Below are 25,918 nucleotides of genomic sequence, written 5' to 3'. Positions count from 1 at the left end.
TGCCTCACTCCGCCCAATGAACCGTCATGCCACTGAGGACCGCAGCGATCGGTGCCTCTTCCGGTGGCATCGACATGGCTTTGTCCAAAACGTCTCGTTTTGCCTGACCGTAGATGATCAGATGTTTCGACAAGGCCCCGTCCAGAACAGGGGCCGTCAAAGAAATCCGGGGCTCTGGCTGCACATCGGTCCGGGCGACGATCGAGGTCGGCGCCTGGCTGTCGAGGGCCTTGTCCAGCCCGTCCATTCCCGGGAACAACGAGGCCGTGTGCATGTCTTCCCCCATCCCGAGGACAAGAACCGACAAAGGCAGCACCGGCGCGATCAGCGATTCAATTTCCGGCAACGCCGCTTCAGGCTCTGCGCCCGGAACATAAAGTGGAAGATACTGCGCCACGGATGCCCGGTTTGTCAGCAGTCTTTCCCGGATCAGACGTTCGTTCGAACGTTCGTGATCAGCCGGCACGCAGCGTTCGTCCGTAGGCAGAACACGCACACGGTCCCACTCGAGATCCGCGGCACACAGGCTGTCAAAAACCGGCCCCGGTGTTGTCCCGCCGGGGACGGCCAATGCAACCGTGTCATTGTGCAACAAAGCGGCCTCAAGCTCACCCGCCAACGCGTTTGCCACATCGATGGCCAGCATTTCCCGGTCGGCATATTCCTGAATGTTCATGGCTTTATTCCCTGCCAGCGGCGACCGTCACGTTTCATCAGCAGCTCGGCGTCGCCCGGCCCTGTGCTGCCGCTGTCATAAGGTTTCGGCACGTCCCCGCGCGCCAGCCATCCGGCGATGATCGGATCGGTCCAGGCCCAGGCGGCCTCGACCTCGTCCCCGCGCATGAACAGCGTCTGGTTGCCCCGTATCACGTCCATGACGAGGCGCTCGTAAGCATCTGGCGGGTCTTGGTTTTCGGGCCCCAGCGCTTCGGCGAAACTCATGTCCAATGGAACGTCGATCAGCCGCATCCCGCCCGGTCCCGGCTCCTTGATCGTCACTTTCAGCGTGATCCCTTCGTTGGGTTGCAACCGGATCGACAACGCATTGGCGTGACGCCCGGCCTCTTCCCCGAAAATCGAATGCGGCGCGTCCTTGAACATCACATTGATAATCGACGAGCGCGCCACCAGCCGTTTGCCCGTACGGAGATAAAACGGCGTGCCCGCCCATCGCCAATTGCTGACATGCGCCTTCAGCGCCACATAGCTTTCAGTGGTCGAGCGTGGATTGCCGACACACTCGCGGTATCCCGCCCCCTCGGGCCCTGCCGAAAACTGGCCGCGCACGATGTGATGCGGCTCCACCGGATCAAGCGCCCGGATCACCTTGAGCTTTTCATCCCGCACCGCGTCCGGATCGAACTTCGCCGGGGGTTCCATGGCAATCAGGCACAGCAGCTGCATCAGGTGGTTTTGCACCATGTCCCGCATCGCGCCGGCGCGTTCATAATATTCTTCGCGCCCATCGATACCGACGGTTTCGGCAACGGTGATCTGGATATGGTCGACATACTGGCTGTTCCACAGCGGTTCGAACAGCATATTGCCAAACCGTACGGCCATCAGGTTCTGGACGGTTTCCTTGCCCAGGTAATGATCGATTCGGTAGATCTGGCTTTCATCAAAATGCGCAGCCAGTGTGGCATTCAGCTCTCGCGCGCTGCCCAGATCATGCCCGAACGGCTTTTCCACCACGATGCGCGTATCTTCGGTCGCCAGATCATAGGCCCGGACCCGCTCGGCCAAGGGGCCGAACAGGCTGGGGCCGACCGAGAAATAGAACGCGCGCACGCGGTTGGGTGACAGTTTTTCACCCAGCAACTCCCATCCTTCGGCGGATACTGCATCCAGCGGGACATAATCGACCCGCCGTAGAAAACGAGACACTCTCTGGGACTCAGAAGCGCGGACCGAAGCATGCCGGTGCAGCGATTCTGCGACCATCTGTCGGAAATCCTCCGCGGAGTGCCCCGCACGCGCGGCTGCGATAATCCTGGCATCCTCGTGCCATTGCCCGGCGCAGAACCGACGGTAAAGCGCGGGCAGGATCTTGCGCTGCGCCAGATCGCCGGTGCCGCCGAAAATGATCAGATCAAAGGGATCAACAGGTATGACGCGTGAAACCATGAGTTGTCCTTACCCCGCCCCTTCCGGCATGTCCAATGTTAGCGCAACCACTCAGCAAAAAATCACTCTGTTCAAAACTCTGTCAGAACCGCTGCGTCACCCTTACCGAATCCGCGACAAAGGGCTAGATCGGATTGATGACCTTTAAGAACCGGATGCGGGAATGAAAGACAACGCTCCTCAGCTTGCCAATATCGGCAAGTTTCAAAACAAATCGGTGACAGCTGACGGCCAGACCCGCGCAAAGGTTTCCCTGACAAAGCCCGAGACCCTTTGGTTCAATACGGGCACTTTGTGCAATATCGAATGCGTGAACTGCTATATCGCCAGCAGCCCGACCAATGACGCTTTGGTTTACATTACCGCTGACGAGGTCCGGAACTACCTGGATCAGATCGAAGCCCGCAACTGGCCCGTGCACGAGATCGGGTTCACGGGCGGTGAGCCGTTCATGAACCCGGATATGATCGACATGACACGCGCCGCGCTGGAACGAGGGTACAAGGTTCTGATCCTGACCAACGCAATGGCGCCGATGATGCGCCGCAAAATGCGCGAAGGGTTGCTGGGGTTGCAAAAGGAATTCAACCACATGTTGACTTTGCGCATTTCGGTCGATCATTTCCGCCCGGCCCTGCACGATGAAGAACGCGGCGACGGCAGTTTCGACAAAACCCTGGCCGGTATGGAATGGTTGCGCGACCACGGTTTCAACATGGCCATCGCCGGGCGTACGGTCTGGGGGGAGTCAGACGCGGAAAGCCGTGCTGGCTATGCCAGGTTCTTTGCCAGGCACGGATTTGATATTGACCCGCAGAACCCGGCTCAGACCGTTCTGTTTCCCGAAATGGACGAAACTGTCGAGGTTCCAGAAATCACCACCGCGTGCTGGGGAATTCTTGACAAATCCCCCAACGACGTCATGTGCGCCAGCGCCCGTATGGTGGTCAAACGCAAGGGGGCCGAAAAACCTGCTGTCCTGGCCTGCACCCTGCTGCCCTATGAGCCCGAGTTCGAGATGGGTCATACCCTGGCCGAGGCCGAGGCGGACGTGCATCTGAACCACCCTCATTGCGCCAAATTCTGCGTTTTGGGCGGGGCCAGCTGTTCTGGCTGATCAGTTCAGCTCGGGCGATTTCCAGAACTTCGTACCGGACGCGCCGGCCGATACGCGCCAGCCCTTTTTGTTGAGAACAAAGAACGAGCGTCCGTCAGTAAAACGCAGGGTTTCGCCCGTTTTGTCCTCGCCATACATGGCCCCCGTTTCTGCGGTCGCGTCATAGCCTTGGTTTATGAACTTATCCAGATCAGCGGGAGTTTCGAACAGGATCACGAATTTGGTCTCGAACCCACCGATGCCGATGGCGCCGCCAACCCCGCCCGTTCCCATGTTCATGTATGTGTGTTGCCCGGTGTCTTTCGACACCGCCACGCCCCGGCCATAGCCCGCCGACACAGGAAATACTGTAACCTTACGAGAGTCGAACACCGCATACCCGGCACTGACGTCATAAAGTGGCCGCGCATCGGGGTTTTCCGCCAAAAGCTGATCCAAAATCTCGCCTGCCATCGCGTCAAGCTTTGCGCGCGTTTCTTCAGGTGTTGCCTCGTTGGACAGCAGCTCAGAGGTGGACGTGATCGTATCGTCAACCGCTTCGGCACCTTTGTCGATCGTCTTCCCGACGCTCTCGGCACCTTTCTTGATCTTGTCCAGAACACCCTCGGCAAAAACGGGGCTGGTCATGCAAAGCGCTGCAACAAAGAGAACGGCTCTGATCATTGTTTTTTCCTGTGACGCCATCAGATTGGCAGTCACCATACGCGACTTGCCTCAAATGAGAACAGGAATTCCGACGCACAGGCGGACCTGGCCGATCACTCAGTTCACGCGAAACTCGCCAACCATGTTGCGCCACTCGCCCGGTGCGATCATCTTGCGGTGCGTGAATTTCACGGAATGCAGCGGCCCTTCTATTTCTCGTTGCCAAAACTCGATGAATTCGAAGAGTTTCGGATGATCCGGCGCAAGGTCATATTCCTGCCAGATGAAGGTATTCAGGACGTGGACGTAATCGGGCATGTGATAGAAAAATTCGGCCGTTGTCAGGCCATAGCCCTTAAGCATCAATTCGGTTTCACTTGTCTTCATGCAGACCTCCGGTTTGTTGCACGGTATTCTCAGGCTAGCACGAAAACCCCCTAATACTTAGATAACAATATGTTACTTGGGTGTTACCGAGGATTCGAACCTTGGGGAGCGCTGCTTGCTTGCACCTTATGTGCCGGGTCTGATAAGGTGCATCCACAAGATATAGACCCAGCACAAAATACGGGCAGTTTACGTGAGCGATACGCCAGAAATCCCCGAAAACATGGATGAAACCCCGCCCGAGCGCCCTGTCTATGACGGCCCGACGGTCTCGATCGAATCCGAGATGCGCACGTCCTATCTGGACTATGCGATGTCGGTCATCGTCAGCCGCGCGATCCCCGATCTGCGCGACGGTTTGAAACCGGTGCATCGGCGCATCCTCTATGCGATGCACGAGACCGGTAATACCCATGACAAGGCCTATCGCAAATCGGCCCGTCCGGTGGGTGACGTGATGGGTAAGTACCACCCCCACGGAGACAGCGCGATCTATGATGCGCTGGTGCGGATGGCGCAGGATTTTTCGATGTCGCTGCCACTGCTGGATGGTCAGGGCAACTTCGGCTCGATGGACGGCGACAACCCGGCGGCCATGCGGTATACCGAAGTGCGGATGGACAAGCCCGCCGCAGCCCTGCTGGCGGACATCGAGAAAGAGACGGTCGATTTCCAGGACAACTACGACGGCAAGGACAAGGAACCCACTGTCCTGCCCGCGCGGTTCCCCAACATGCTGGTCAACGGCGCCGGCGGTATCGCGGTGGGCATGGCCACCAACATCCCGCCGCACAACCTGGGCGAGGTCGTCGATGCGACGCTGGCCCTGATCGACGACCCGGACCTGACGTCCGAGCAACTGATCGAATACGTCCCCGGCCCTGATTTCCCCACCGGCGGCGTGATGCTGGGCCGGTCCGGCGCGCGCAAGGCCTATCTGGAAGGCCGTGGCAGCGTAATCATCCGCGCCAAGACCCGCGTCGAGGAGCTGCGCAAGGACCGCTTTGCCATCATCGTGGACGAGATCCCCTATCAGGTGAACAAGGCCTCGATGATCGAAAAGATCGCCGAAGCCGTGCGCGAAAAGCGCATCGAAGGCGTCAGCCATGTTCAGGACGAATCCGACCGCAACGGCGTGCGGGTGGTGGTCGAACTGAAACGCGACGCAACGCCCGAGGTGGTGCTGAACCAACTGTACCGGTTCACGCCGATGCAGACCTCGTTCGGCTGCAACATGCTGGCGCTGAACGGCGGCCGCCCCGAGCAGCTGACCCTGCGCCGTTTCCTGACCAGCTTCATCGATTTCCGCGAAGATGTGGTCGCCCGCCGCACCGCCTTTGACCTGCGCAAGGCGCGGGAGCGCAGCCATATCCTGTGCGGTCTGGCCGTGGCGGTGTCGAACGTGGACGAGGTCGTGGCCACGATCCGGTCTTCGGCCGACGCGGCCGAGGCGCGCGAAAAGCTGATGACCCGGCGCTGGCCGGCCGCGGACATCGCGGATTATCTGCGCCTGATCGACGATCCGCTGTCCACGATGAACGACGACGGCACCTATAACCTGACCGAGGTTCAGGCCCGCGCCATCCTTGACCTGCGCCTGCAACGCCTGACGCAACTGGGCGTCAAAGAAGTCACGGACGAGCTGGAAGACCTGGCCGCAAAGATCAAGGAATACCTGGATATCCTGTCCTCGCGCGAACGCATAATGGGCATCATCGCCGATGAACTGCGCAGCGTCCGCGAACAGTTCGCGGTACCGCGCCGCACCGAGATCGTCGACTGGTCGGGCGACATGGAGGACGAAGACCTGATCGAGCGCGAAGACATGGTCGTGACCGTGACTTCGGGCGGCTATATCAAGCGCACGCCGCTGGCCGATTTCCGCGCGCAAAAGCGGGGTGGCAAGGGGCTGTCGGGCATGCAGACCAAGGAAGAGGACGTGGTCACCACCCTCTTCGTGGCCAATACGCACACCCAGCTGCTGTTCTTCACCACCGACGGGATGGTCTACAAGCTCAAGACCTGGCGCCTGCCCCAGTCGGGGCGCACCGGCAAGGGCAAGGCGATTGTCAACATCCTGCCGATTCCCACCGGCGTTTCCATTGCGGCTATCATGCCGGTCGATGTGCCGGATGAAGAATGGGAAAACCTTCAGATCGTCTTCGCCACCAGCGCCGGCGACGTGCGCCGCAACGCGCTGAGCGACTTCACCAACGTCAAGCGCAACGGCAAGATCGCGATGGACCTGCCCGAGGGCGTGGAACTGGTCAACGCGCGTATCTGCTCGGACGATGACGATGTGATGCTGGTCACCAATTCCGGCCGGGCGATCCGTTTCTCCACAACCGACGTGCGGGTGTTCAAGGGGCGCAAATCGACCGGTGTGCGGGGCATCCGGCTGAACGCGGGCGACCGCGTGGTCTCGATGTCGGTGATCCGTCATTTCGAGGCCACCCCGGACGAGCGCGCCGCTTATCTGAAAATGCGCCGCCTGATGGCCGGCGTGACCGACGACACCGAAGCCGACGAGGATGGCGGCAATGCCGACAGCATCCTGCCGCAGGAACGCTATGCCGAGATGTCGGCGGCCGAGAACCTGATCCTGACCATCACGGCCAAGGGATCGGGCAAGCTCAGCTCGTCGCATGACTATCCGGTGCGCGGCCGTGGCGGCATGGGTGTGATGGCGATGGACAAGGCGATGCGGGGCGGCCCGCTGGTGGCCTCGTTCCCGGTCGAGATCGACGATCAGATCATGCTGGCCACCTCCAAGGGACAGTCTATCCGGGTTCCGGTCGACGGCATCTCGTTCCGGTCGCGCAGCGCCGGCGGGGTCAGAGTGTTCAACACCGGCAAGGGTGAAGAGGTCGTCAGCGTCGCCCGGATCGCCGATCAGGGTGATGAGGAAACCGAAGATTAATTCTCACGCTAAATTACGGATATGAAACAAAACGCTCGCTCTGCGGGCGTTTTGTCATTCTGGATCACGATATCGATAGCTCTCGGGATGATCCGCTTGCCCGAAGCCATTCTGACGCCTAGCTTTTTTATATGTGGTCTTTTGCACATATCCGACCAGCTTACAGCCGCACAGAACGTATCAGCGACGGGGTGGTCCATGTGCTCGGTGTCTCGAGCGCGTTGATTGCGGTCCCCCTGCTGATCACGATGACCATCAATTACCGGTATGATCAATTTGCGGTACTGGGTGCCTCGGTTTACGGGGTGACGTTGATACTCATGCTGACGTTTTCTGCGTTGTACAACATGATCGAGAGCGAGGAATGGCGCGGGTTTCTGCAACGCCTCGATCATTCCGGCATCTACGTCAAGATCGCAGGGACCTATACGCCGTTTTTACTGTTGTCCGGTGCTCAGCCTCCTGGGCTGTTGCTCGGGTTGTGGTCCTCTGCAACGCTTGGGTCAGTTCTCAAGATGTTAGACCCAAACCGGTTCCGTTGGTTCGGGCTTGCGCTTTACCTTTTGATGGGTTGGGCAGCCGTCTGGGCCGGGCAATCCATGTTGGCAGATCTGTCCCCCACAATCGTCACACTGATGATTTCCGGTGGGCTCGTGTATACGATCGGTGTCGCCTTCTACCTGCTGGATTGGCTGCCGTTCCACAATACGATCTGGCACGTATTTGTGTTGGTCGGCAGCGTTTTGTTCTTTGCAGCCGTCGCGACCCGGATTGAACTGGTGCCAGTGGTTTAGGTCAATCTGAGCATGTTTGTTCGGCAAGTGTTTGGGCAGAATGAAAGAACGCGCCACCCAAAATCAGCGTTCAGTGTGAAATCAAAAAACAATCTGACTTTCATTTATCGCAGTCTCCACTCGATCTTCACGTGATCGGATTTGTGCTCGCAGCACTCTGGTCCAAAGCATTCACCGCTTCAAACCAGTCGCGCATCACATCGCTCCAGCCATTTGGAACGCCATGCCTGATTTAGTAGCCAACAACCGAAATGTTCAAACCGGTCTCATAGTCCCCCGGAATGCGCCGATCATAGCACCATGCTAAAAAACTTGGTCCCATTGAAAACCCGCAGAGGTCCCGCGCCTTAGTGTGGCTTCCACGGCGCCCATAGAACCTGGATCAAACCAATTAGAACTGGGCGTGGCGAAGGGAGTACCGCTGTTGTCGTAGCCATGGCGGCAATACATGTCGAAATCTGTTGATGCGCACTTTTCCGGTTCGCCGCGGGAATGGCCGGTGGTTACGATCTGTGCCAGATCAATGGGGAATCGTGCCAACACCTCCTCAAGCGTATTTGGCAATGAATTCAGAAACATCGCGCCTATCGTGAGAGTCACTCCAAACCCAGCCTGTGCCCCGGCCATTCTGGTGCTCAATTTCCAGCGTGGTCGGAACGACGCTGGCCTACCGGCGTTCAATTACCGGTGTGACAGGAAACACACTCTGAAGCACCCGTTGCGCCGTTCCGCGAGATCCATGAAGAAAAATCACGGTTGAACATGGTCATTCGCCCTTCGGACGCAAGACACTGGATTGTCACCCGGAAACCATACATGAAATACCCGCGCGCCCGAATTCCTGTGCTTGTTACAGGTGTAAAAACTTTTTGCACGACGCGCTGGTTTGAGTATTCAAGCCAAAGCCAATGTTGCAACGCAAATGGCAAGAAACCTTACCAATCGGCTACCGATTCATGCTGTCACAGCCCGTACAATCCGCTGAACTTCTGTTCTAGATAGTCCAGCAAAGGTTCGGGCCCCGGCTCTACTCCACTCGCCCTCTGGATGATCTCGCGTGGGGCATAAAGCCCGCCATGTTGCTGAACGTGTTCACGCAGCCAAGCGGTTGCGCCTGTTGTGTCACCTTCTGCCAGTTGCGCATCCAGTTCAGGAACTGCGCCGCGCAGTGCCTGATACAGACATCCTGCATAGACATTGCCCAGCGAATAGGTCGGGAAGTAACCGAACAGTCCAACCGACCAGTGCACATCCTGCAAACAGCCGTTCGACGGTTTGTCGACCGCATAACCGAAGTCGGCCTTGAACCGGTCATTCCACGCCGCTTCCAGCTCGCTGACCTGCAAGTCCCCGGCCATCAGCGCGCGCTCAAGATCGAACCGAAGCATGATGTGCAGATTGTATTGCACTTCATCGGCTTCGGTCCGGATATAACCGTTGTGAACCCGGTTGACGGTAGCGTAGAAAGCATCTGCATCGGCAATTCCGAAATCGCCGAATGCGTCTTTCATCTGATCGAACAACCATCCCGTAAACGCACGCGAACGGCCAAGCTGGTTTTCATAGATCCGGCTTTGGCTTTCATGCACCCCCATGGACACGCCACGCCCCAGCGGCGTCAGCAGGTAGCCGCGGTCGATCCCCTGTTCGTAAGCCGCGTGGCCGACCTCGTGAATGGTGGAAAAAAAGCAGTTGAACGGGTCCGTTTCGCTGGTTCGCGTGGTGATGCGCACATCCAGGCCCGAACCCGAGCTGAACGGGTGAACCGCCTTGTCGACACGGCCGTTGTTGAGGTCATAGCCGAAGGCGACCGCCAGTTTTTGCGTAAGCCGCATTTGGGTCAGCTCGTCAAAGCTTCCGGTCAGCGCGGCAGGTTCCGGGCGTTCCAGAACCGCCGCACGCAAGGCCACAAGACGTGGGCGCATCTCATCGAAAATGGCCGCGATCTGAGCGCCGGTCGTATAGGGTTCATAATCCTCGACCATGGCGTCATAGACGTCTCCGCCCTGTGCCAGCGCCTCGCCTTCCTGACGCTTCAGCGATACGACCTCTTCCAGCACAGGAAGGAAGGCCGAGACATCTTCGTCCTCGCGCGCCTGTGCCCATGTTCCCTGCGCGGCGGACGTGGTCCGGGCAATCGCCGTGGCCAGATCAGCGGGCACCTTGACCGCCCGATCATAGGCGCGCCGGATTTCCCGAAGCTGCGCCTTTCCGACTTCATCCTGAGGCGCAGCCTGATCCAACCACTCTGCCACGCGCGGATCCGATCGGCGCGCGTGCAGGACGGCCTCGATCGCCGCCATTTCCTCGGCGCGTTGAGGCGCGGCCCCGCGCGGCATGACGGTTTCCTGATCCCAACCCAATCGTCCGGCAATCTGGCCCAATGCCGAGGTTTCGCGCTGAAAAGCCATCAGTTCGTCGAAAGCGGTCATGTTATTTTACTCCGCGCACAGATGTTGCGATTGGATATGCAGTCAGGAACCGCGCGCGCAGGATAAGGGTCCAGACGACGACGGCCATAAACTGGTGGAAGATGGCGATCTGCCAGGGCGCTCCGTAGACGACGGTCACAATGCCGACGACAACTTGCAACGACAGGGCCGCGAAAGCCGCATTAAAAGCGAAGCTTGTCTGAGGATGTGCGCTGGCGCTGCCGCGGCGCCAGACGACAATAGCAAAGATGAACAACAGGTAACCTGCGCAGCGGTGAATAAACTGCACAAGCCCCGGGCTTTCGAAGAAATTGCGCCACATCGGCTCCAACGCGGTGGCGTCCGGCGGCAGCAGCTGCCCGCCGATCAGCGGCCAGTCGGTATAAGACCGACCAGCGTCGATCCCGGCGACAAGCGCGCCAATGAGTATTTGCAAAAAGGCGAAATGCATCAGGCCGGTGGACAACGAGAACAGTTTCGCTTCCTTCATGCGACGCGCCTGCATCAGGTCACGTTCTTCCCGGCCAAGCTCGAAAATATACCAGGCGAGGAACCCGAGAATTACGAATGCCAGCCCCAGATGGGTGGCCAGGCGATAGCTGGCGACGGCGGTCATCCCCTCGCCCTGCGTCACACCCGATGCGACCATCCACCAGCCGACAGCACCCTGCACACCGCCCAGAAGGCCGGGGATCAGCAGCTTGCCGGTCCAACCCGTGGGTATCTTGCGGGCCACGAGGAAGCCCAGGAAACCGATGGCCCAGACCAGCCCTATCACGCGGCCCAGTTGGCGATGCCCCCATTCCCACCAATAGATGGTTTTGAAGTCGCTCAGCTGCATCCACTGGTTCTGAATGCGCCACTGGTCAATCTGCTTGTACTTGTCGAACTCGGCCTGCCAGTCTGCCTCGCTCAACGGTGGAACGGCTCCGGTGATTGGGCGCCATTCAGTAATCGACAGCCCGCTGTCAGTCAGCCGCGTCAGACCGCCGACAGCGATCATCACCACGACCAAAGCGAACAGGATCATCAGCCAGGCACGGATTGCCTTGCGCGCACCGCCACGCCCCCGGTCGATCATACCGGGTTGAACGGCCTGTTGTTTTTCGGTGTCCGAGACCTCTTCGAAGATGCTGCGCTTACCGCTCATGCTGTCCTCATGTCCTGATTTCGTCGCAAGCTAGGGTGTGGCGGAAGATAGGTCCAGCCTCAGCCTTTGTCTTTCCAGCGGACCATCTGCCGCATGATCCCGTGCAGCATCTGCACGTCGGCCCGCGTCATCCGCATCCGCGACCACAGGTTGCGCAGGTTGATCTTCATGCCCTCGGCCTTTTCGGGGGGGTAGAAGAACCCGGCCTCTTCCAGCCGGTCCTCGTAGTGCTCGACCAGTTTTTCGACTTCGATCCCCGTGGCCCAGTCGCCCTTGCCCAGATCGGTGGATTCATGCACCACGTCGCCGGTCTGGCGCATCCACTCGTAAGCGGTCAGCAAAACGCATTGGCCCAGGTTCAGCGACGCGTATTCCGGGTTCACGGGCACCGAGATGATTGCGTTTGCCTTGGCGATGTCTTCGTTCTCCAACCCTGCGCGTTCGGGGCCGAACAGAACCGCAACCTTTTCGCCCGCCGCGACCTGTTCGGCGGCGATCTGCATGGCGCGCTCGGGGCTGTAGACGGGTTTCGTCAGGCCGCGCTGCCGTGCAGTGGTGGCGAAGACAAAGGTGCTGTCGGCCAGCGATCCGGCCAGATCGTCAAACAGCTGCGCTTCGTCCAGCAACCGGCCCGCACCGCTGGACATGGCCACCGCCTTGGGGTTTGGCCAGCCGTCGCGAGGCGCCACGATGCGCATCCGGTCCAGTCCAAAGTTCCACATCGCCCGGGCCGCGGCACCGATATTCTCACCCATCTGCGGGCGAACAAGCACGAAGGAAGGCTGGGATTTGTCGCTGGGCATGGTTCACCTTATGAAAACTTGGCCTGCTGTAATCGGCAGGCTCTTGCAGGGCAAGGCGCTGGGGCTGGAATTTGCGTGGTCTCAGCCATAAAAGTTTGCTTCCCCGCCGCAATCCGCTAAACCGCGCCAAAGACCAAAAGCCGAAGGACGCGCCCATGGACACCCCCGAGCAGCCGCAGATTTACCTGATCACGCCTCCGACCATCGAGCTGAGCACGTTCCCCGCCAAACTGGCATCGGTTCTGGACGGGGCCGAGATCGCCTGCATCCGCCTGGCGCTGGCTGGCAACGACGAAGACAGCATCGCCCGTGCTGCTGATGCCTGCCGCGAGGTTGCCCACGCCCGCGACGTGGCCATCGTTATCTCGAACCACGTGCTACTGGCGCAACGTCTGGGGCTGGACGGGGTGCACCTGGATGACGGCGCACGTTCGGTCCGTGCCGCGCGTAAGGAGCTGGGCGCGGACGCGATCGTCGGAAGCTTCTGCGGCGCGTCCAGCCATGATGGCATGACGGCGGGCGAACATGGCGCGGATTATGTGGCCTTCGGCCCCGTAGGCACCGCCACGTTGGGCGACGGAACCCGCGCCGAAAAGGATCTGTTCCAATGGTGGTCCGAGATGATCGAAGTTCCGGTCGTGGCCGAAGGCGGCCTGACGCCCGAACTGATCGGCGATCTGGCCCCCTGCACCGATTTCTTCGGCATCGGGGACGAGATCTGGGGCGATGACGACCCGCTGGGTGCGCTGAACAGGCTGCTGGCGGCAATGTCTTAAGCCAGCAACCAGGGTTCAGCCATCCAATACACACCGATCCCGGCAATCAGCATCGAGGCCAGAACCGAAATCCGGCCTCGTTTTCTGTGTGACCCGCCTGCAACCAAAAGCGCGCAGGCAAAGGTCAGAACAGCCACAAAGACGACAGGCAGTAGATTTCCGACGCCAAACCCCAAAACAGCCGGGGCCAGATGATCGGGCGGCACCCCGATCTTTGTCAAATCTGAAGCCAGCGCCAATCCGTAAACACAGCCTGCGGCAAGCACCGCCAGCAGGCGCCAGACCTGCAAGTGCCGGGCCACCAGGTTCCATAGCGCCAGAATGATGATCGAAGCCACCAGGGCCTGATCCTGCAAGCTTTCCGGCAGGTCCAACACGCCGTACATGTCCAACCCGAGCCCGAAAAAAACCCCTGCTGCCAAAAACGCCACCTGAGACATCACAGGCCGCAGGCTCAGCGTCAGCATCACGAGTGTCAGAACAACGACGGTTGGCTTGAGGGGGCTTTGAACAAATCGGCTGATCCCCTTTGCCAAAAAGGTCTGCAATGTCTGCTCGGTCGTCAACGACGCCCCGCCCTGCAACGGGATCAACGGGCTGATTTCTCCGGCCGCCAGAAAGCCAGTATACGGGGCCACAACCTTTTGCTGGCGAAGCACTACCGACCCGCCTTGCAACGGCCAAGCCAGGCGCAGGTTCGATGCCTGATCCGACAAATGTGCGGTCAACAACAATTTGGAAACACGCACTTTTTCCACATCCCCCACAACGGGAATGCGCACACCTTCATAAGACAGGTCCAGGCGTTCAGGCGCTTCGACCACAAGGTTCTGCTTCCAGACCTGAACGAAATTTCTGATCTGCGGTTCCAGTTCCGATGACACCATTCGCCGCAGAGATCGGTACTTTGAATTGCCGGAATAAGCGTCGGGTTGTGTCGGATCGGTACCGACCAGCATGGCCTCGGCGTTCAGTTTCACCTCGAGAAACAGAGTGTCATCCTTGACCCAGAAATCAATGACCGTCGGCGGGGCCGTTTGCGCCTTTACGGATCCCGGATGCAAGGTCAGAAGAACGATAAAACTCAGGGCGCAGGTATTGAGGGCTCGGAGGATGGCACGGAAGACTGGGCCATTCATACGAAATGCTCCAACAGGAAAATAAAACCACCAATCATTGCTATTGATTGTTTCCGCGAAGGCCACGGATCGCAAGCCCAAAGGCCATATCGGCCCGGGCCGGTCGGGAATCTCTTGTTGCGATGACGTTCCGGCTTGCACGGGCAGCACCGCTGCGGCATGACGTCCCCTATGACTCAGAACACCAATATCCTGTGCATCGGTTCGGTCCTGTGGGACGTGATCGGCCGATCGGCCAGCGCCATGCGACAGGGCTCGGACGTGCCGGGCCGGATCACCCGCCTGCCCGGCGGCGTTGCGATGAACATTGCCATGACACTGGTTCGGTTCGGCATGACACCCACCCTGCTGACAGCCATTGGCCGCGATCCCGAAGGCGACGAGCTTGTCCATGCCTGTTCGCGCCTCGGCATGGTGACGGATCACATCTATCGGTCGCAGGATTTGCCGACAGACCGCTATATGGCCGTCGAAGGTGCGAACGGGTTGATCGCGGCGATTGCCGACGCGCATTCGCTGGAGGCCGCAGGCGCCAAGATACTGCATCCCTTGATGCACGGGCCTCTGGGCTATGAGAATGCACCATTTGAGGGCCCGATCGCACTGGATGGCAATCTGACACTGGACCTGCTGGAAGAAATTGCCCAAAGCCCTGCTTTTGCGCGTGCGGATCTGCGCGTGGCACCGGCATCGCCGGGCAAGGCCGAACGACTGCTGCCGTTCCTGAAACACGCCCGCGCCACACTGTACGTGAACCTCGAAGAGGCCGGTATCCTGTGTCAGCGCGAGTTCACCGATTCCGAATCCGCGGCCAAAGGCCTTCTGGATCGCGGCGCGCTGCGTGTGCTGGTCACCGACGGCGGCAATTCGGCAACCATCGGCAGCTCGACAGAAATCCTGACGCAAACACCCCCTGCCGTCCTGGTCACCCGCGTGACCGGTGCCGGTGATACCTTCATGGCGGCCCATATCGCCTCAGAATCCGGCGGTGCATCCAGTGACGAGGCTCTGACCCGCGCCCTGCACGCCGCTGCAACCTACGTTTCCGGAGAAACCCCACTGTGATCGACATCCAATACTCTGCCGAGGTTCGCGCCGCCAAGGACGCGGGCCTGCCCATCGTTGCGCTGGAAAGCACCATCATCACCCATGGGATGCCCTATCCGCAGAACATCGAAGTCGCAGCCCAGGTCGAACAGGACATCCGCGATGCGGGTGCGGTTCCTGCAACCATGGCCGTGATCGAAGGCAAATTGCATGTCGGGCTGGAGCAGGATCAGCTGCAATGGCTGGGTCAGGCACAAGGCGTTGCCAAGATCTCGCGCGCGGACATGGCAGCGTGCATCTCGACCGGTGGTACCGGGGCCACCACCGTTGCCGCCACGATGATCGCCGCGCATTATGCCGGGATCGAGGTTTTTGCCACCGGCGGTATCGGCGGCGTGCATCAGGGGGCCGAGACCACCTTCGATATCTCGGCCGATCTGCACGAGCTTGGGCATACGCCCGTGACCGTCGTCGCAGCCGGGGCGAAAGCCATCCTGGACCTCGCCAAAACGCTTGAGGTTCTGGAAACGCTGGGCGTGCCTGTGATCGCACATGGCCAGGACGAGTTTCCTGCGTTCTGGTCGGCAAAGTCGCCCTTAAACGCGCCCCTGCGCTTGGACAGTGCCGATGCCATCGCCAAAGCTCACACGACCCGCCGCGCGCTGGGTCTGCCCGGCGGGCAGTTGGTGGCGAACCCGATTCCGGCTGCCGATCAAATCCCGGCCGAGGAACTGGCCCCCATCATCGCCGAAGCCCAGTCAGATGCAGATGCCCATCGCATCACCGGCAAAGCCGTGACCCCCTATCTGCTGCAACGTATCTTTGAAAAGACCGAAGGCAGGTCATTGGTCGCCAACATCGCCCTTGTTCGAAACAATGCGCGTTTGGCGGCCAAGATCGCGCAAGCGCTCGTCAAACAGAGGTGACGTTAACCTATTGTACCAAGACCGTGGATTGACTACCTAAATCCGGAAACCATTCGGAACCGCAATGAATACACCCTTCGACGAAGAGCCTCACCGCCGCCCGGGCATGCTTTCACGGCTGCGCGCGTCCTTTCTGACGGGCATCGTGGTCATTGCGCCTGTCTGGTTGACGGTCTGGCTGATCTGGTCGGTGGTCGGCTGGATAGACAGCGCGGTCCTGCCGCTGGTGCCCCAACAGTTCCAGCCCGAACAATACGTGGGCATCAACCTGCGCGGTGTGGGTGTGGTGATCTTCCTGATCTTCACCGTTCTGGTCGGCTGGATCGCCAAGGGCATTCTGGGCCGTTCACTGATCCACTTCGCCGAAAGCGTTGTTGATCGGATGCCCGTCGTGCGCTCGGTCTATTCCGGGATCAAGCAAATCTCGGAAACGGTGTTTGCCCAGACCGAGCGTTCTTTTGAAAAAGCCTGCCTGATCCAGTACCCGCGTCGCGGGATCTGGGCCATCGGCTTTGTATCGACCAGCGCCAAGGGTGAGGTCAGCCAACGCGCCGAAACCGGTGGCGAGCTGCTGAGCGTGTTCGTACCCACGACACCCAACCCGACATCGGGGTTTCTGCTGTTCTTCCCCGCAGAAGACGTGATCCTGCTGGACATGAGCATCGAAGACGCCGCCAAGCTGGTGATTTCGGCGGGGCTTGTATACCCGAATGGAAAAGACCCGACACAGCCGCCCGAGTGATCAGCTGAACATCGCAGGCAGATCAATTGTGCTGGTCTGACCCAAATCGTCCTTATGGTTGGCAAGAAAACCGTCTGCGGCGTTCCGTCCGGCCTGTTTCAACTTATGCAGAATGACCGGATTGGGCACGGTTTTGGTGGCAACAGACAGGCTGTTCATCAACTCGTTATCTGCAATCAAGTGAACCAGCACGCGGCTCATCTCTCCGGCCGTCAGCTTGCCTTCTTTCAACAACCGCTGGACAAAGCTGATCGCCCGCAACTCGCGAAACAGGGATGAGTTGAAGCTGATCTCGTTGATCCGGTTCTGGATTTGCTGCGGCGTGATCGGAACCTCGTCGCGCTCCAGCGGATTGATGTTCACGATCACCACGTCATCCGGCAAATCATCGTTGAACAGCGGATAGAGCGCCGGATTGCCGGTATACCCTCCGTCCCAATAGGCTTCGGTCCGGTTTGTCTTCGGATCGAAAATCTCAACCGCCTTGAACAGGGTCGGCAAACAGGCCGAGGCCAGGATGGCGTCGGTGCTGATTTCGTCGCCGGTAAAGACGCGGATCTTGCCGCTGCGTACGCAAGTGGCACACACAAACAGGCGCGGGCCTTCATCTGCGCACACCTCGTCGAAATTGAACCTGTCCACCACCGGCTTCAAAGGGTTGCTGTAGAACGGCCCGTACGCATAGGGCGACACCATCCGCGACCAGGCATCCCCGATCGAAAACGGCACCGAATATTCCATCGCCTGCGCAATGGCCGCCGGTTCAAGGCCGCGAAACCAGTTGGCAAAGCGCATGTCGCCAATAGCGCCCATGCGCTTCCACAACCCGTCCAGGCGCGCCCGTGCACCTTCGCGCCCGGAATGAACCATACCAGACTTGTAGGCCGCACCGTTCAGCGCCCCTGCGGAAGTTCCGGTAATGGCAGCGACCTCGATGTCTTCCTCGTCCAAAAGACGGTCGAGCACACCCCAGGTGAACGCCCCGTGCGCCCCACCCCCCTGCAAAGCCAGATTGATCCGCTTCATGCCGCAACCCCTTCATCTTTTCCAAAATACTCCGGGGGTGTGGGGGCAGCGCCCCCACGAAACCTCAAAGCGCGGTCCAGCCACCATCGACGGAAATTGTGGTTCCGGTGATCTGAGCTGCCGCGTCCGAACACAGGAAGATAGTCGTTCCACCCAGTTGCTCGACCGTGGCGAATTCCTTGGACGGTTGCCGTTCCAAAAGAACGTTCTTCACAACGTCTTCACGGCTCATGTTGTATTCTTTCATCGTGTCGGGAATCTGGGACTCGACCAGCGGCGTCAGCACATATCCCGGGCAGATGGCGTTGCAGGTGATCGGCTCCTGCGCTGTTTCCAGCGCTACGGTCTTGGTCATTCCAACCACACCGTGCTTGGCCGCAACATATGCCGCCTTGAAAGGGGATGCCGTCAGACCGTGGGCCGAGGCGATGTTCACCACACGTCCCCAACCCGCCTTGCGCATCATCGGCAACGCGGCCGCCGTGGTGTGAAAGGCCGAGTTCATGTTGATTGCGATAATCGCATCCCATTTATCAACCGGGAATTTGTCGATCGGTGAGACATGCTGAATCCCGGCATTGTTCACCAGAATGTCACAAGACCCCGCCTGTTCGATCAAGGATCGGCATTCCTCGCCCTTGGACATGTCGGCCTTGATATAGCGCGCATTGGTCCCGGTCTCTTTCGCAATCTGCGCGGCAAACGCGTGATCTTCATCGCGATCGGTAAAGGAATTCAGAACCACATCGGCACCGGCCTTGGCCAGCTCGCGTGCGACGCCCAGGCCGATGCCCGAATTTGATCCCGTGATGATTGCCGTTTTGCCGGACAGGCTCATGTCCATTCTCCCTTAAGCGTTGATCAGGCGCACCATGCCATGCTGCACCTGCAAAGAAAACGGGGAAACATGTGGGATTGGAATACCGGCCTGAGACTTCCACAGGCAAAAAAAACGCCCGCACGAAGCGGGCGTTAAGTTATTGAGGCAGGTTTCATACAGGCAAGAAACCTATCGAGCAGTGCAACCTTTATAAGCAATTCTGCGCCTTGGTCCAAGCTAAAAGTTTGATAATAAGAAAAATCATCACTACGGTGAATACCAACAAAATAAGGCCAGAGCAGGATTGTTTCCAAAATGAGCCCGGATTTTCTCCGTCCGTTTCGATCACTTGTGGCGGGAATCGCCAGCATTTTCGTGATCTCTGTCGCCCATGCAGAATCGTCTCATGGCATAGCTATGTATGGGGACCCGGCCCTACCACCGGATTTTGTGTCGCTCCCATACGCCAACCCGGATGCACCCAAAGGCGGCAAAGCCGTGTTCGGAAACACGGGCGGCTTTAACAGCCTGAACCCGTTTTTGCAAAAAGGCACCTCGCCATGGCAATTGCCTTTTTGGACCCATGAAAGCCTGATGGGGCGATCCTGGGACGAACCTTTCACACTTTACGGGCTGTTAGCCGAATCAGTTGAGACCGATCCGGACCGGTCCTGGGTCGAATTCACCCTGCGGGAGGAGGCGCGGTTTTCCGACGGCAGTCCGGTCACGATCGATGATGTTATCTGGTCTTACGAAACGTTGGGCACGCAGGGGCATCTGCGCTATCGCGGTCTTTGGGGCAAGATCGACAGTATCGAACAAACCGGCCCGCGTTCGGTGCGGATCACGTTCAATGAACCCGACCGAGAGCTTGCGCTGCTGGCCGGGATGCGTCCGATCCTGCAAAAGGCGCAATGGGAGGGCAAGGATTTCGCGGATGCGCAACTTCATGATGTACCGATTGGAACTGGCCCCTATGTGATCGAAAGCTACGAAGCGGGACGCTTTGTGAATCTGCGACGCAATCCGGACTATTGGGGGAACGACATCCCGTTTCGCCGCGGCACCATGAACCTTGATGAGCTGCGGATCGAATTCTACGGCGACGGCAGCGTCTTGTTCGAAGCTTTCAAGGCCGGAGAGCTGTCAGCCGTGCGTGAATTCAACGCCGACAAATGGGACACGCAATACAACTTTCCCGCCGTGCAGCGCGGCGATGTCATCAAGACCGAAATTCCGCATGGAAAACCTTCGGGAATGACCGGGTTCGTGATGAACACAAGAAAGGCTCCGTTCGACGACTGGCGCGTGCGCGAAGCGCTGATGCTTGCGTTCAACTTCGAGTTCATCAACGACACGGTAACCGGTGGTGCGCAACCAAGGATCACGTCTTATTTCTCGGGGTCCGACCTTGCGATGCAGCCCGGCCCGGCCCAGGGGCAGGTAAAAGACCTGTTGCTTCCTTTCGCTGACATCCTGTTGCCCGGCACGCTGGAAGGGTATGAACTGCCGAAAGGCGACGGATCGGCCCGGAACCGGGCAAACCTCCGCAAGGCCGCCGGACTATTGGCCGAGTCAGGCTGGACCGTTCAGGATGGCGTGCTGCGCAATGCAAATGGCGATCCCTTTCAGATGACTTTCCTGCTTCAACAGGGTGACAGCGAGATGGCAACCGTGGTCGAGATCTATTCCCGCGCGCTGGAACGTCTCGGCATCCGGGTCACGACGGAACAGGTCGACAATGCCCAATATGTCGGGCGCACGTCTGAACTGGACTTTGACGTCACGATGTTCCGCCGGGCGCTTTCCCTGTCTCCCGGCAATGAGCAGCGTCTTTATTGGGGCAGCGAAACTGCCGATGCGCCCGGCACTCGCAACCTGATGGGCGTATCTTCACCCGCGGTTGATGCCATGATCGATGCCATGCTGGCCTCAAAAACCCGCGAGGATTTTACCGCGGCCACCCGCGCGCTGGACCGGGTATTGACGGCAGGCCGCTATGTCATCCCGATCTGGAGCTTTGACATCGGGCGCATCGCGCATGTCAAAGAGCTTAAGCACCCGGAAACCCTGCCTATCTATGGCGACGGTCCGCAGTACATGCCCGAAGTCTGGTGGTACGACGCCCGGTAAAAAGGCGCAAACCCAAGACCAGGCGTTGTACATGTGAATTCGGCTGGTCTTTCCAATTGAAGTTTCCGAAAGACGGAAGCTTGAAGTTCCAGCTGTTTCATACAAACAGAGCTCAGGAAATTTCCACCAATCGGCAAATTTCAGCACATTGCCATCCCACACAAGATATCGTTTGGCCGCATTGGAAGCATCGTAATCAGGGTCCAACATCGTCACATGCAAGCGATCCGGAAAGAAACACCCACAATCAGTTTTACTTGTCTGGAAAATATGCATATATTTTGCGCAGTTAAGCTTAATAACAAGCTGGCGATGACCCCGCCTCTCTGCCTGCCGGGACAATCTGGCGCTGCGGATTACAGAACAACCGGGCCCGCCACCACTCACACCAAATGTAGGCCCGTCGGCCCGTTGCGGAAACTTCGCAGCGGGCACTTTTCCCCTCAAGAAGGCAAGGTCCAGCGCTGCGACATTTTGTCATGTCTTACGTAACGGCACCCTATCCGTACTCTGAAGCGGGGGAGAGCAGTCCTAATCGTTGCGAAGGGAAGCTCATTGATGATGAACTGGACCGATCTTACAAACGACTGGAATGCGGCATGCGAACGCGCAAAGCGGCGTTTTCCGAACCTGCGTGACAAGGACATGATGCGCGTGTTGAAGGATCGAAAAGGGTTTGAAGCCTATTTGGCCGAACGTCACCAACTTACGATGAATGAGGCGCATGAAGAGGTCGAAGATTTCCTGTTCACCGAAGGGCTGAACCGGGAATTCAGCAGAACCGCTTTAGGCAAGTGATGTAACCCAAAGGATCGTCGCGTCTTCATCACTGACGGAAATCACGTTGTGGCCCATGCTGCCGTCGTAATACGCGCTGTCCCCTCTGCGCATCTCAACCGGCTCGTAAAACTCGGTGTAAAGCTTGACGACACCGGTCAGCACATACATGAATTCTTCGCCGTCATGGCGCACCCAGCCGTCAAATTCATCCATTGATCTTGCGCGGACCCGCGCACGATAGGGCAGCATCTGTTTCTTGGTCAGGGTTTCGGCCAGCAGCTCATGCTCATAGGTTGTGGTGGCATGAGCCGTGCCGTCGCCCACACGGGTGATCGCCATGCGTCCGATCACCTGATCGCGTTGGGGCGGCGTAAACAGTTGCGGAACAGAGATCTCCAACCCGGTCGCAAGCTTCTTGAGCGCGTCGTAAGTCGGCGACATCTGCCCGTTTTCAATCTTGCTGAGGGTCGAGCGTGCCAATCCGGCCTGACTGGCGGCCTGTTCCAATGTCCATTCCCGCGCTTTGCGCAGCTCTCGCACACGTGCGCCAAGGTCCAGCGGTTCGACTTCGGTATGGTCGCCAGAGTCGCGGGCAATTCGGATCAGAGATTTGGGATCTTGAGTGCTCATGACTCTTCTATAGGCCCGGCCAGCCATGCTTGCAACGCGGCAGGCGGCGCGATAGCCAGAGGCCATGTTGTCAATCTTCGATCAGGGGTCGCCCACACCCTGCCCCACGCCATTCAATCTGGCGGCCCATGTTCTGGGCCGCGCCGATCACGCGCCAGATAAAGTGGCTTTGTCAGTCTTACGTGAAAACGATACCCTGGATTGGAGCTTTCGCGATCTGAAAGCTGCTGTGCTGGGCACAGGCACGGGATTGCTGCGGGCCGGGTTGAAACCCGGTGATATCGCGCTGATGCGGCTGGGAAACACGGTGGATTTCCCGATTGCCTACCTGGGGGCAATTGCCGTGGGCATCGTGCCGGTTCCGACATCGTCACAACTGACGGAACCCGAAACCGCCAGGATGATCGACGAGCTTTCTCCGGCGGTGATTCTGCGTGATCCGGGCGTTGCCTGCGCCTCGCATTCCAAACAGATCGGGCTGGACGCACTGAAAGCGATGCGAAGCCTGCCCCCGGCAGAATTTGCCATGGGCGATCCGGAACGTATGGCCTATGTCGTCTATACCTCTGGAACCTCGGGCAAGCCTCGTGCCGTGGCCCATGCCCACCGGGCAATCTGGGCGCGGCAGATGATGGTCGATGGCTGGTATGGTCTGCGCGAGACCGACCGGCTGTGTCACGCCGGAGCATTCAACTGGACCTATACGCTGGGCACCGGCCTGATGGATCCATGGACCATGGGCGCAACTGCCCTGATCCCCGCGCCCGGCACCGAAGTCACGGCCCTGCCTGCCCTGCTGCGCCAGCATCGCGCAACGATCTTTGCAGCGGCCCCTGGGGTTTATCGCAAGATGGTGCAAGGGCGCGATCGGATGGAGCTGCCAGACCTGCGCCACGGCTTGTGCGCGGGCGAGAAACTGTCGCGCGCGCTGCACGAACAATGGCGAGAGACCACCGGCACCGAGTTGTTCGAAGCCTATGGCATGTCCGAATGCTCTACCTTCATTTCCTCCAGTCCGGATCATCCCGCGCGCAGCGACGCATTAGGGCAACCGCAACCGGGGCGTCGTGTGGCGATCCTTGGTCCGGACGGTCCGGTGCCGAAGGGGCAAGAAGGCACCATCGCCATTCACCGCACTGACCCCGGCTTGATGCTGACCTATCTCAACGCACCCGAAGAGGTTGAAACGCGGATGCAGGGAGAGTGGTTTCTGACCGGCGACCAGGGCGCCATGGCCGTGGATGGTCAGATCAGCTATCTGGGCCGCGACGACGATATGATGAACGCGGGTGGCTATCGCGTGTCCCCGGTCGAGGTCGAAGCCGCCCTGTCCCGCTTTCCGGGCATCACTCAGGTCGGCGCCGCCGCGGTCGAGGTCAAACCGGACACATTTGTGATAGCGGCCTTCTATACCGGCCCGGAAAAGCTGGACGATGCGGCCTTGCGCACCTATGTCGAAGCCAACCTGGCGCGTTACAAACAACCACGCGCCTTCATCCATCTGCCCGCCCTGCCGACCGGCGGAAATGGCAAACTCCTGCGCCGGGCGCTGCCGGCCTATTTCGAGGCACCAACAAAATGACCCAGACCGTCAAGCTCGACATCCTGTCCGATCCGATCTGCCCGTGGTGCTATATCGGCAAGACTCAACTGGACAAGGCGCTGGCCAACGTACCCGACCACCCCTTTGTCATTGAATGGCATCCGTTCCAGTTGAATCCTGACATGCCGGATGCGGGAATGGATCGGCGCGAATATCTCGAGCGCAAGTTCGGCGGCAAGGACGGCGCGGTTCGCGCCTATGCGCCGGTGGTGGAACATGCCGAAAAGGCCGGTCTGAACATCAACTTCGAGGCTATGAAGCGCACGCCCAACACGCTGGATGCGCATCGCCTGATCCATTGGGCTGGCATCGAAGGCAAGCAGAATGCCGTCGTCGACGCGCTGTTCGACGCCTATTTCGTGCAGGGTCGCGACATCGGCGACCACGAAGTCTTGGCCGATATCGCGGACAGCGCCGGAATGGACGCCGCCGTGGTCATGAAGCTGCTGAAATCAGACGCCGACCGCGAGGATATCCGCAGCCGCGATGCTCATTCCCGCAAAATGGGTGTGAGCTCGGTCCCAACCTTCATTGTCGCCAATCAACACGCAGTTCCCGGTGCCCAACCTTCTGAAATGTGGGAGAAAGTGATCGCCGAGATCATGTCTCAACTTGAGGCTTCCCCTGCAGAATAGCACAGAGGTCTGTGCAAAATTCCAGTCTGGCCTATGCCGGCCCGCCGTGATAGCGCGAACGGGTTAGGAGGTCTTCATGGCCAATCGCATGTCGAAGGCGGAATTCATTGCGCTGATTGCAATGATGTTCGCCACCATCGCGTTTTCGATCGATTCAATGCTGCCTGCGCTGCCCGAGATCGGCGCGCAGCTCAGCCCCGATGACGTTAACCGTGCCCAACTGATCCTGACGTCATTTGTGTTGGGCATGGGGATCGGCACGTTTTTCACAGGCCCGCTTTCGGATGCGCTGGGACGCAAGCCGGTCATCTACGGCGGCGCGGCTTTGTACATTGCGGCGTCTGCTGTCGCATGGGCCAGTTCTTCACTGGAACTGGTCTTGATTGCACGTGTGGTTCAGGGCCTGGGCGCCGCAGGTCCGCGCGTGGTGGCCATGGCGATCATTCGCGACTTGTATTCAGGCCGCGAAATGGCGCGTATCATCTCAATCGCGATGATGATTTTCACACTGGTACCCGCAGCGGCACCGATGCTGGGCGCCGGTGTGATCGCTTTGTTCGGATGGCGCGGGATCTTTGTGTCTTTCATTCTGTTTGCGTTGATCATCATTTCCTGGATGGGCGTTCGGTTGCCGGAATCTCTGGCCCGTGAAAACCGTCGTCCGTTCCGCATTCCGTTGATGTTCTCGGCCACGAAGGAAATGTTCTCGCATCCGACAGTGCGCCTTTCGATCATGGTTCAGACCCTGTGCATGGGGGTGCTGTTCACCATGCTGACAATGGTTCAGCCCGTTTATGACGTTATCCATGACCGCGCCGAAAGCTTTCCGTTCTGGTTCGGGTTCGTGGCGCTGATGTCCGGGTCTGCCAGTTTGCTGAACGCGGCACTAGTGGTGCGTGTGGGCATGCGCCGGATGGTGACATGGGCGCTGGGGGGGCAAATCGTGATTACCACCTTTGTCATGACTCTGAACGCCGCGCATCTTTCGCCAGACGCCTCATTCGCGCTGTTTGTGTTCTGGCAAACCATGGTGTTTTTCATGGCCGGCGTGACGCTGGGCAACCTGAACGCCATCGCGATGGAGCCAATGGGGCATATTGCCGGAATGGCAGCCTCGGTCATCGGATCGATATCGACGGTGCTGGCCGCTGCCATCGCCGCCCCGATCGGGTTGTTGTTCGACGGTTCGATCGCGCCTTTGACCTTCGGCATCCTGAGCATGTGCATTCTGGCCTTCGGGCTTATGCTGCACATGGGCCGCGTTGAAGAACGTCTGCCAGCCTGAT

Annotated in this window: 23 protein-coding genes; 12 read left to right on the top strand and 11 right to left on the bottom strand. The window is 59.1% G+C overall.

Annotated elements, in window-relative coordinates:
• Positions 1-4: 4 nt before the first annotated feature.
• Both pgl and zwf read right to left on the bottom strand, forming a co-directional pair.
• Positions 5-676, bottom strand: a complete 672-nt coding sequence (gene pgl, locus GS612_RS06265; protein ID WP_171639417.1) for a 6-phosphogluconolactonase — start codon at positions 674-676, stop codon at positions 5-7.
• Positions 673-2,127, bottom strand: coding sequence for a glucose-6-phosphate dehydrogenase (zwf, locus tag GS612_RS06260; RefSeq protein ID WP_171639416.1), 1,455 nt, complete (start codon positions 2,125-2,127; stop codon positions 673-675). The genes pgl and zwf overlap by 4 nt, the downstream gene beginning before the upstream one ends.
• A gap of 163 nt (positions 2,128-2,290) precedes the next feature.
• Between zwf and GS612_RS06255 the strand changes: the two genes are divergently transcribed.
• Entirely contained in the window at positions 2,291-3,244 is a 954-nt protein-coding gene (locus tag GS612_RS06255; RefSeq protein WP_171639415.1) for a radical SAM protein, read from the top strand.
• Here GS612_RS06255 and GS612_RS06250 read toward each other — a convergent pair whose 3' ends face one another.
• Both GS612_RS06250 and GS612_RS06245 read right to left on the bottom strand, forming a co-directional pair.
• Positions 3,245-3,907: a hypothetical protein gene (locus GS612_RS06250; RefSeq protein WP_216603509.1), complete on the bottom strand. Its 663-nt coding sequence runs from the start codon at positions 3,905-3,907 to the stop codon at positions 3,245-3,247.
• 99 nt (positions 3,908-4,006) lie between these two features.
• Positions 4,007-4,276: an usg protein gene (locus tag GS612_RS06245; RefSeq protein ID WP_152458119.1), complete on the bottom strand. Its 270-nt coding sequence runs from the start codon at positions 4,274-4,276 to the stop codon at positions 4,007-4,009.
• A gap of 193 nt (positions 4,277-4,469) precedes the next feature.
• On the opposite strand from GS612_RS06245, the gene gyrA reads away from it, so the two are divergent.
• Positions 4,470-7,196, top strand: coding sequence for a DNA gyrase subunit A (gene gyrA, locus GS612_RS06240; RefSeq protein WP_171639414.1), 2,727 nt, complete (start codon positions 4,470-4,472; stop codon positions 7,194-7,196).
• Positions 7,197-7,327: 131 nt separating this feature from the next.
• Positions 7,328-7,990 (top strand): hemolysin III family protein, encoded by a 663-nt coding sequence (locus GS612_RS06235; protein ID WP_171639413.1) that lies wholly within the window; start codon positions 7,328-7,330, stop codon positions 7,988-7,990.
• A gap of 962 nt (positions 7,991-8,952) precedes the next feature.
• On the opposite strand, the gene GS612_RS06230 is transcribed toward GS612_RS06235, so the two are convergent.
• From GS612_RS06230 to GS612_RS06220, 3 genes are read right to left on the bottom strand one after another with little or no spacing between them, the layout of a single operon-like run.
• On the bottom strand, positions 8,953-10,422 hold the full coding sequence (locus GS612_RS06230) for a carboxypeptidase M32 (protein WP_171639412.1): 1,470 nt from the start codon (positions 10,420-10,422) through the stop codon (positions 8,953-8,955).
• A 1-nt stretch (position 10,423) separates the two neighbouring features.
• On the bottom strand, positions 10,424-11,572 hold the full coding sequence (gene ctaA, locus GS612_RS06225) for a heme A synthase (protein WP_171639411.1): 1,149 nt from the start codon (positions 11,570-11,572) through the stop codon (positions 10,424-10,426).
• A 59-nt stretch (positions 11,573-11,631) separates the two neighbouring features.
• On the bottom strand, positions 11,632-12,375 hold the full coding sequence (locus GS612_RS06220) for an RNA methyltransferase (RefSeq protein ID WP_152458125.1): 744 nt from the start codon (positions 12,373-12,375) through the stop codon (positions 11,632-11,634).
• Between the two features lie 155 nt (positions 12,376-12,530).
• Between GS612_RS06220 and GS612_RS06215 the strand changes: the two genes are divergently transcribed.
• Complete coding sequence (locus GS612_RS06215; protein WP_171639410.1) at positions 12,531-13,151, top strand: thiamine phosphate synthase; 621 nt, start codon at positions 12,531-12,533, stop codon at positions 13,149-13,151.
• Here the strand turns inward: GS612_RS06215 and GS612_RS06210 are convergent.
• Positions 13,148-14,290, bottom strand: coding sequence for a HupE/UreJ family protein (locus GS612_RS06210; RefSeq protein WP_171639409.1), 1,143 nt, complete (start codon positions 14,288-14,290; stop codon positions 13,148-13,150). The two genes, GS612_RS06215 and GS612_RS06210, sit on opposite strands and share 4 nt — an antisense overlap.
• A gap of 171 nt (positions 14,291-14,461) precedes the next feature.
• Between GS612_RS06210 and GS612_RS06205 the strand changes: the two genes are divergently transcribed.
• From GS612_RS06205 to GS612_RS06195, 3 genes are all read left to right on the top strand, one after another.
• Positions 14,462-15,355: a PfkB family carbohydrate kinase gene (locus GS612_RS06205; RefSeq protein WP_152458128.1), complete on the top strand. Its 894-nt coding sequence runs from the start codon at positions 14,462-14,464 to the stop codon at positions 15,353-15,355.
• Positions 15,352-16,263 carry a pseudouridine-5'-phosphate glycosidase gene (locus GS612_RS06200; RefSeq protein WP_171639408.1) on the top strand — a complete coding sequence of 304 codons (912 nt, stop codon included), beginning with the start codon at positions 15,352-15,354 and terminating at the stop codon, positions 16,261-16,263. The genes GS612_RS06205 and GS612_RS06200 overlap by 4 nt, the downstream gene beginning before the upstream one ends.
• A 64-nt stretch (positions 16,264-16,327) precedes the next feature.
• Positions 16,328-17,005, top strand: a complete 678-nt coding sequence (locus GS612_RS06195; protein WP_152458130.1) for a DUF502 domain-containing protein — start codon at positions 16,328-16,330, stop codon at positions 17,003-17,005.
• On the opposite strand, the gene GS612_RS06190 is transcribed toward GS612_RS06195, so the two are convergent.
• Entirely contained in the window at positions 17,006-18,031 is a 1,026-nt protein-coding gene (locus tag GS612_RS06190) for a patatin-like phospholipase family protein (protein ID WP_171614145.1), read from the bottom strand.
• A gap of 64 nt (positions 18,032-18,095) precedes the next feature.
• Positions 18,096-18,869, bottom strand: a complete 774-nt coding sequence (locus tag GS612_RS06185; RefSeq protein WP_171639407.1) for a 3-hydroxybutyrate dehydrogenase — start codon at positions 18,867-18,869, stop codon at positions 18,096-18,098.
• A gap of 297 nt (positions 18,870-19,166) precedes the next feature.
• On the opposite strand from GS612_RS06185, the gene GS612_RS06180 reads away from it, so the two are divergent.
• Positions 19,167-20,984, top strand: a complete 1,818-nt coding sequence (locus tag GS612_RS06180) for an extracellular solute-binding protein (protein WP_171639406.1) — start codon at positions 19,167-19,169, stop codon at positions 20,982-20,984.
• Between the two features lie 558 nt (positions 20,985-21,542).
• Positions 21,543-21,782 (top strand): hypothetical protein, encoded by a 240-nt coding sequence (locus tag GS612_RS06175; RefSeq protein WP_170344111.1) that lies wholly within the window; start codon positions 21,543-21,545, stop codon positions 21,780-21,782.
• Here GS612_RS06175 and GS612_RS06170 read toward each other — a convergent pair.
• Positions 21,771-22,394 (bottom strand): helix-turn-helix domain-containing protein, encoded by a 624-nt coding sequence (locus GS612_RS06170; RefSeq protein WP_171167898.1) that lies wholly within the window; start codon positions 22,392-22,394, stop codon positions 21,771-21,773. The genes GS612_RS06175 and GS612_RS06170 overlap by 12 nt on opposite strands.
• 64 nt (positions 22,395-22,458) lie before the next feature.
• On the opposite strand from GS612_RS06170, the gene GS612_RS06165 reads away from it, so the two are divergent.
• The 3 genes from GS612_RS06165 to GS612_RS06155 all read left to right on the top strand — a co-directional run bounded on the left by GS612_RS06165 (position 22,459) and on the right by GS612_RS06155 (position 25,917).
• Complete coding sequence (locus tag GS612_RS06165) at positions 22,459-23,976, top strand: class I adenylate-forming enzyme family protein (RefSeq protein ID WP_171639405.1); 1,518 nt, start codon at positions 22,459-22,461, stop codon at positions 23,974-23,976.
• Positions 23,973-24,632, top strand: coding sequence for a DsbA family oxidoreductase (locus GS612_RS06160; protein WP_171639404.1), 660 nt, complete (start codon positions 23,973-23,975; stop codon positions 24,630-24,632). The genes GS612_RS06165 and GS612_RS06160 overlap by 4 nt, the downstream gene beginning before the upstream one ends.
• Before the next feature lie 76 nt (positions 24,633-24,708).
• On the top strand, positions 24,709-25,917 hold the full coding sequence (locus GS612_RS06155) for a multidrug effflux MFS transporter (protein ID WP_171204855.1): 1,209 nt from the start codon (positions 24,709-24,711) through the stop codon (positions 25,915-25,917).
• Position 25,918: the final 1 nt, after the last annotated feature.

The organism is Ruegeria sp. HKCCD6157 (assembly GCF_013110685.1).
GTDB lineage: Bacteria > Pseudomonadota > Alphaproteobacteria > Rhodobacterales > Rhodobacteraceae > Ruegeria.
Note: the sequence above shows the minus strand (reverse complement) of the source record. Positions and strands in the feature narration are given on the sequence as shown.

Coding starts and splice junctions, on each gene's coding strand:
- GS612_RS06175 (WP_170344111.1), top strand. CDS start 21,543: ATGATGAACTGGACCGATCTTACAAACGACTGGAATGCGGCATGCGAA.
- GS612_RS06255 (WP_171639415.1), top strand. CDS start 2,291: ATGAAAGACAACGCTCCTCAGCTTGCCAATATCGGCAAGTTTCAAAAC.
- GS612_RS06250 (WP_216603509.1), bottom strand. CDS start 3,907: ATGATCAGAGCCGTTCTCTTTGTTGCAGCGCTTTGCATGACCAGCCCC.
- GS612_RS06215 (WP_171639410.1), top strand. CDS start 12,531: ATGGACACCCCCGAGCAGCCGCAGATTTACCTGATCACGCCTCCGACC.
- GS612_RS06180 (WP_171639406.1), top strand. CDS start 19,167: ATGAGCCCGGATTTTCTCCGTCCGTTTCGATCACTTGTGGCGGGAATC.
- zwf (WP_171639416.1), bottom strand. CDS start 2,127: ATGGTTTCACGCGTCATACCTGTTGATCCCTTTGATCTGATCATTTTC.
- GS612_RS06230 (WP_171639412.1), bottom strand. CDS start 10,422: ATGACCGCTTTCGACGAACTGATGGCTTTTCAGCGCGAAACCTCGGCA.
- GS612_RS06205 (WP_152458128.1), top strand. CDS start 14,462: ATGACTCAGAACACCAATATCCTGTGCATCGGTTCGGTCCTGTGGGAC.
- GS612_RS06235 (WP_171639413.1), top strand. CDS start 7,328: ATGTGGTCTTTTGCACATATCCGACCAGCTTACAGCCGCACAGAACGT.
- GS612_RS06165 (WP_171639405.1), top strand. CDS start 22,459: ATGTTGTCAATCTTCGATCAGGGGTCGCCCACACCCTGCCCCACGCCA.
- GS612_RS06170 (WP_171167898.1), bottom strand. CDS start 22,394: ATGAGCACTCAAGATCCCAAATCTCTGATCCGAATTGCCCGCGACTCT.
- GS612_RS06155 (WP_171204855.1), top strand. CDS start 24,709: ATGGCCAATCGCATGTCGAAGGCGGAATTCATTGCGCTGATTGCAATG.
- GS612_RS06210 (WP_171639409.1), bottom strand. CDS start 14,290: ATGAATGGCCCAGTCTTCCGTGCCATCCTCCGAGCCCTCAATACCTGC.
- GS612_RS06190 (WP_171614145.1), bottom strand. CDS start 18,031: ATGAAGCGGATCAATCTGGCTTTGCAGGGGGGTGGGGCGCACGGGGCG.
- ctaA (WP_171639411.1), bottom strand. CDS start 11,572: ATGAGCGGTAAGCGCAGCATCTTCGAAGAGGTCTCGGACACCGAAAAA.
- pgl (WP_171639417.1), bottom strand. CDS start 676: ATGAACATTCAGGAATATGCCGACCGGGAAATGCTGGCCATCGATGTG.
- GS612_RS06185 (WP_171639407.1), bottom strand. CDS start 18,869: ATGAGCCTGTCCGGCAAAACGGCAATCATCACGGGATCAAATTCGGGC.
- GS612_RS06220 (WP_152458125.1), bottom strand. CDS start 12,375: ATGCCCAGCGACAAATCCCAGCCTTCCTTCGTGCTTGTTCGCCCGCAG.
- GS612_RS06195 (WP_152458130.1), top strand. CDS start 16,328: ATGAATACACCCTTCGACGAAGAGCCTCACCGCCGCCCGGGCATGCTT.
- GS612_RS06245 (WP_152458119.1), bottom strand. CDS start 4,276: ATGAAGACAAGTGAAACCGAATTGATGCTTAAGGGCTATGGCCTGACA.
- GS612_RS06160 (WP_171639404.1), top strand. CDS start 23,973: ATGACCCAGACCGTCAAGCTCGACATCCTGTCCGATCCGATCTGCCCG.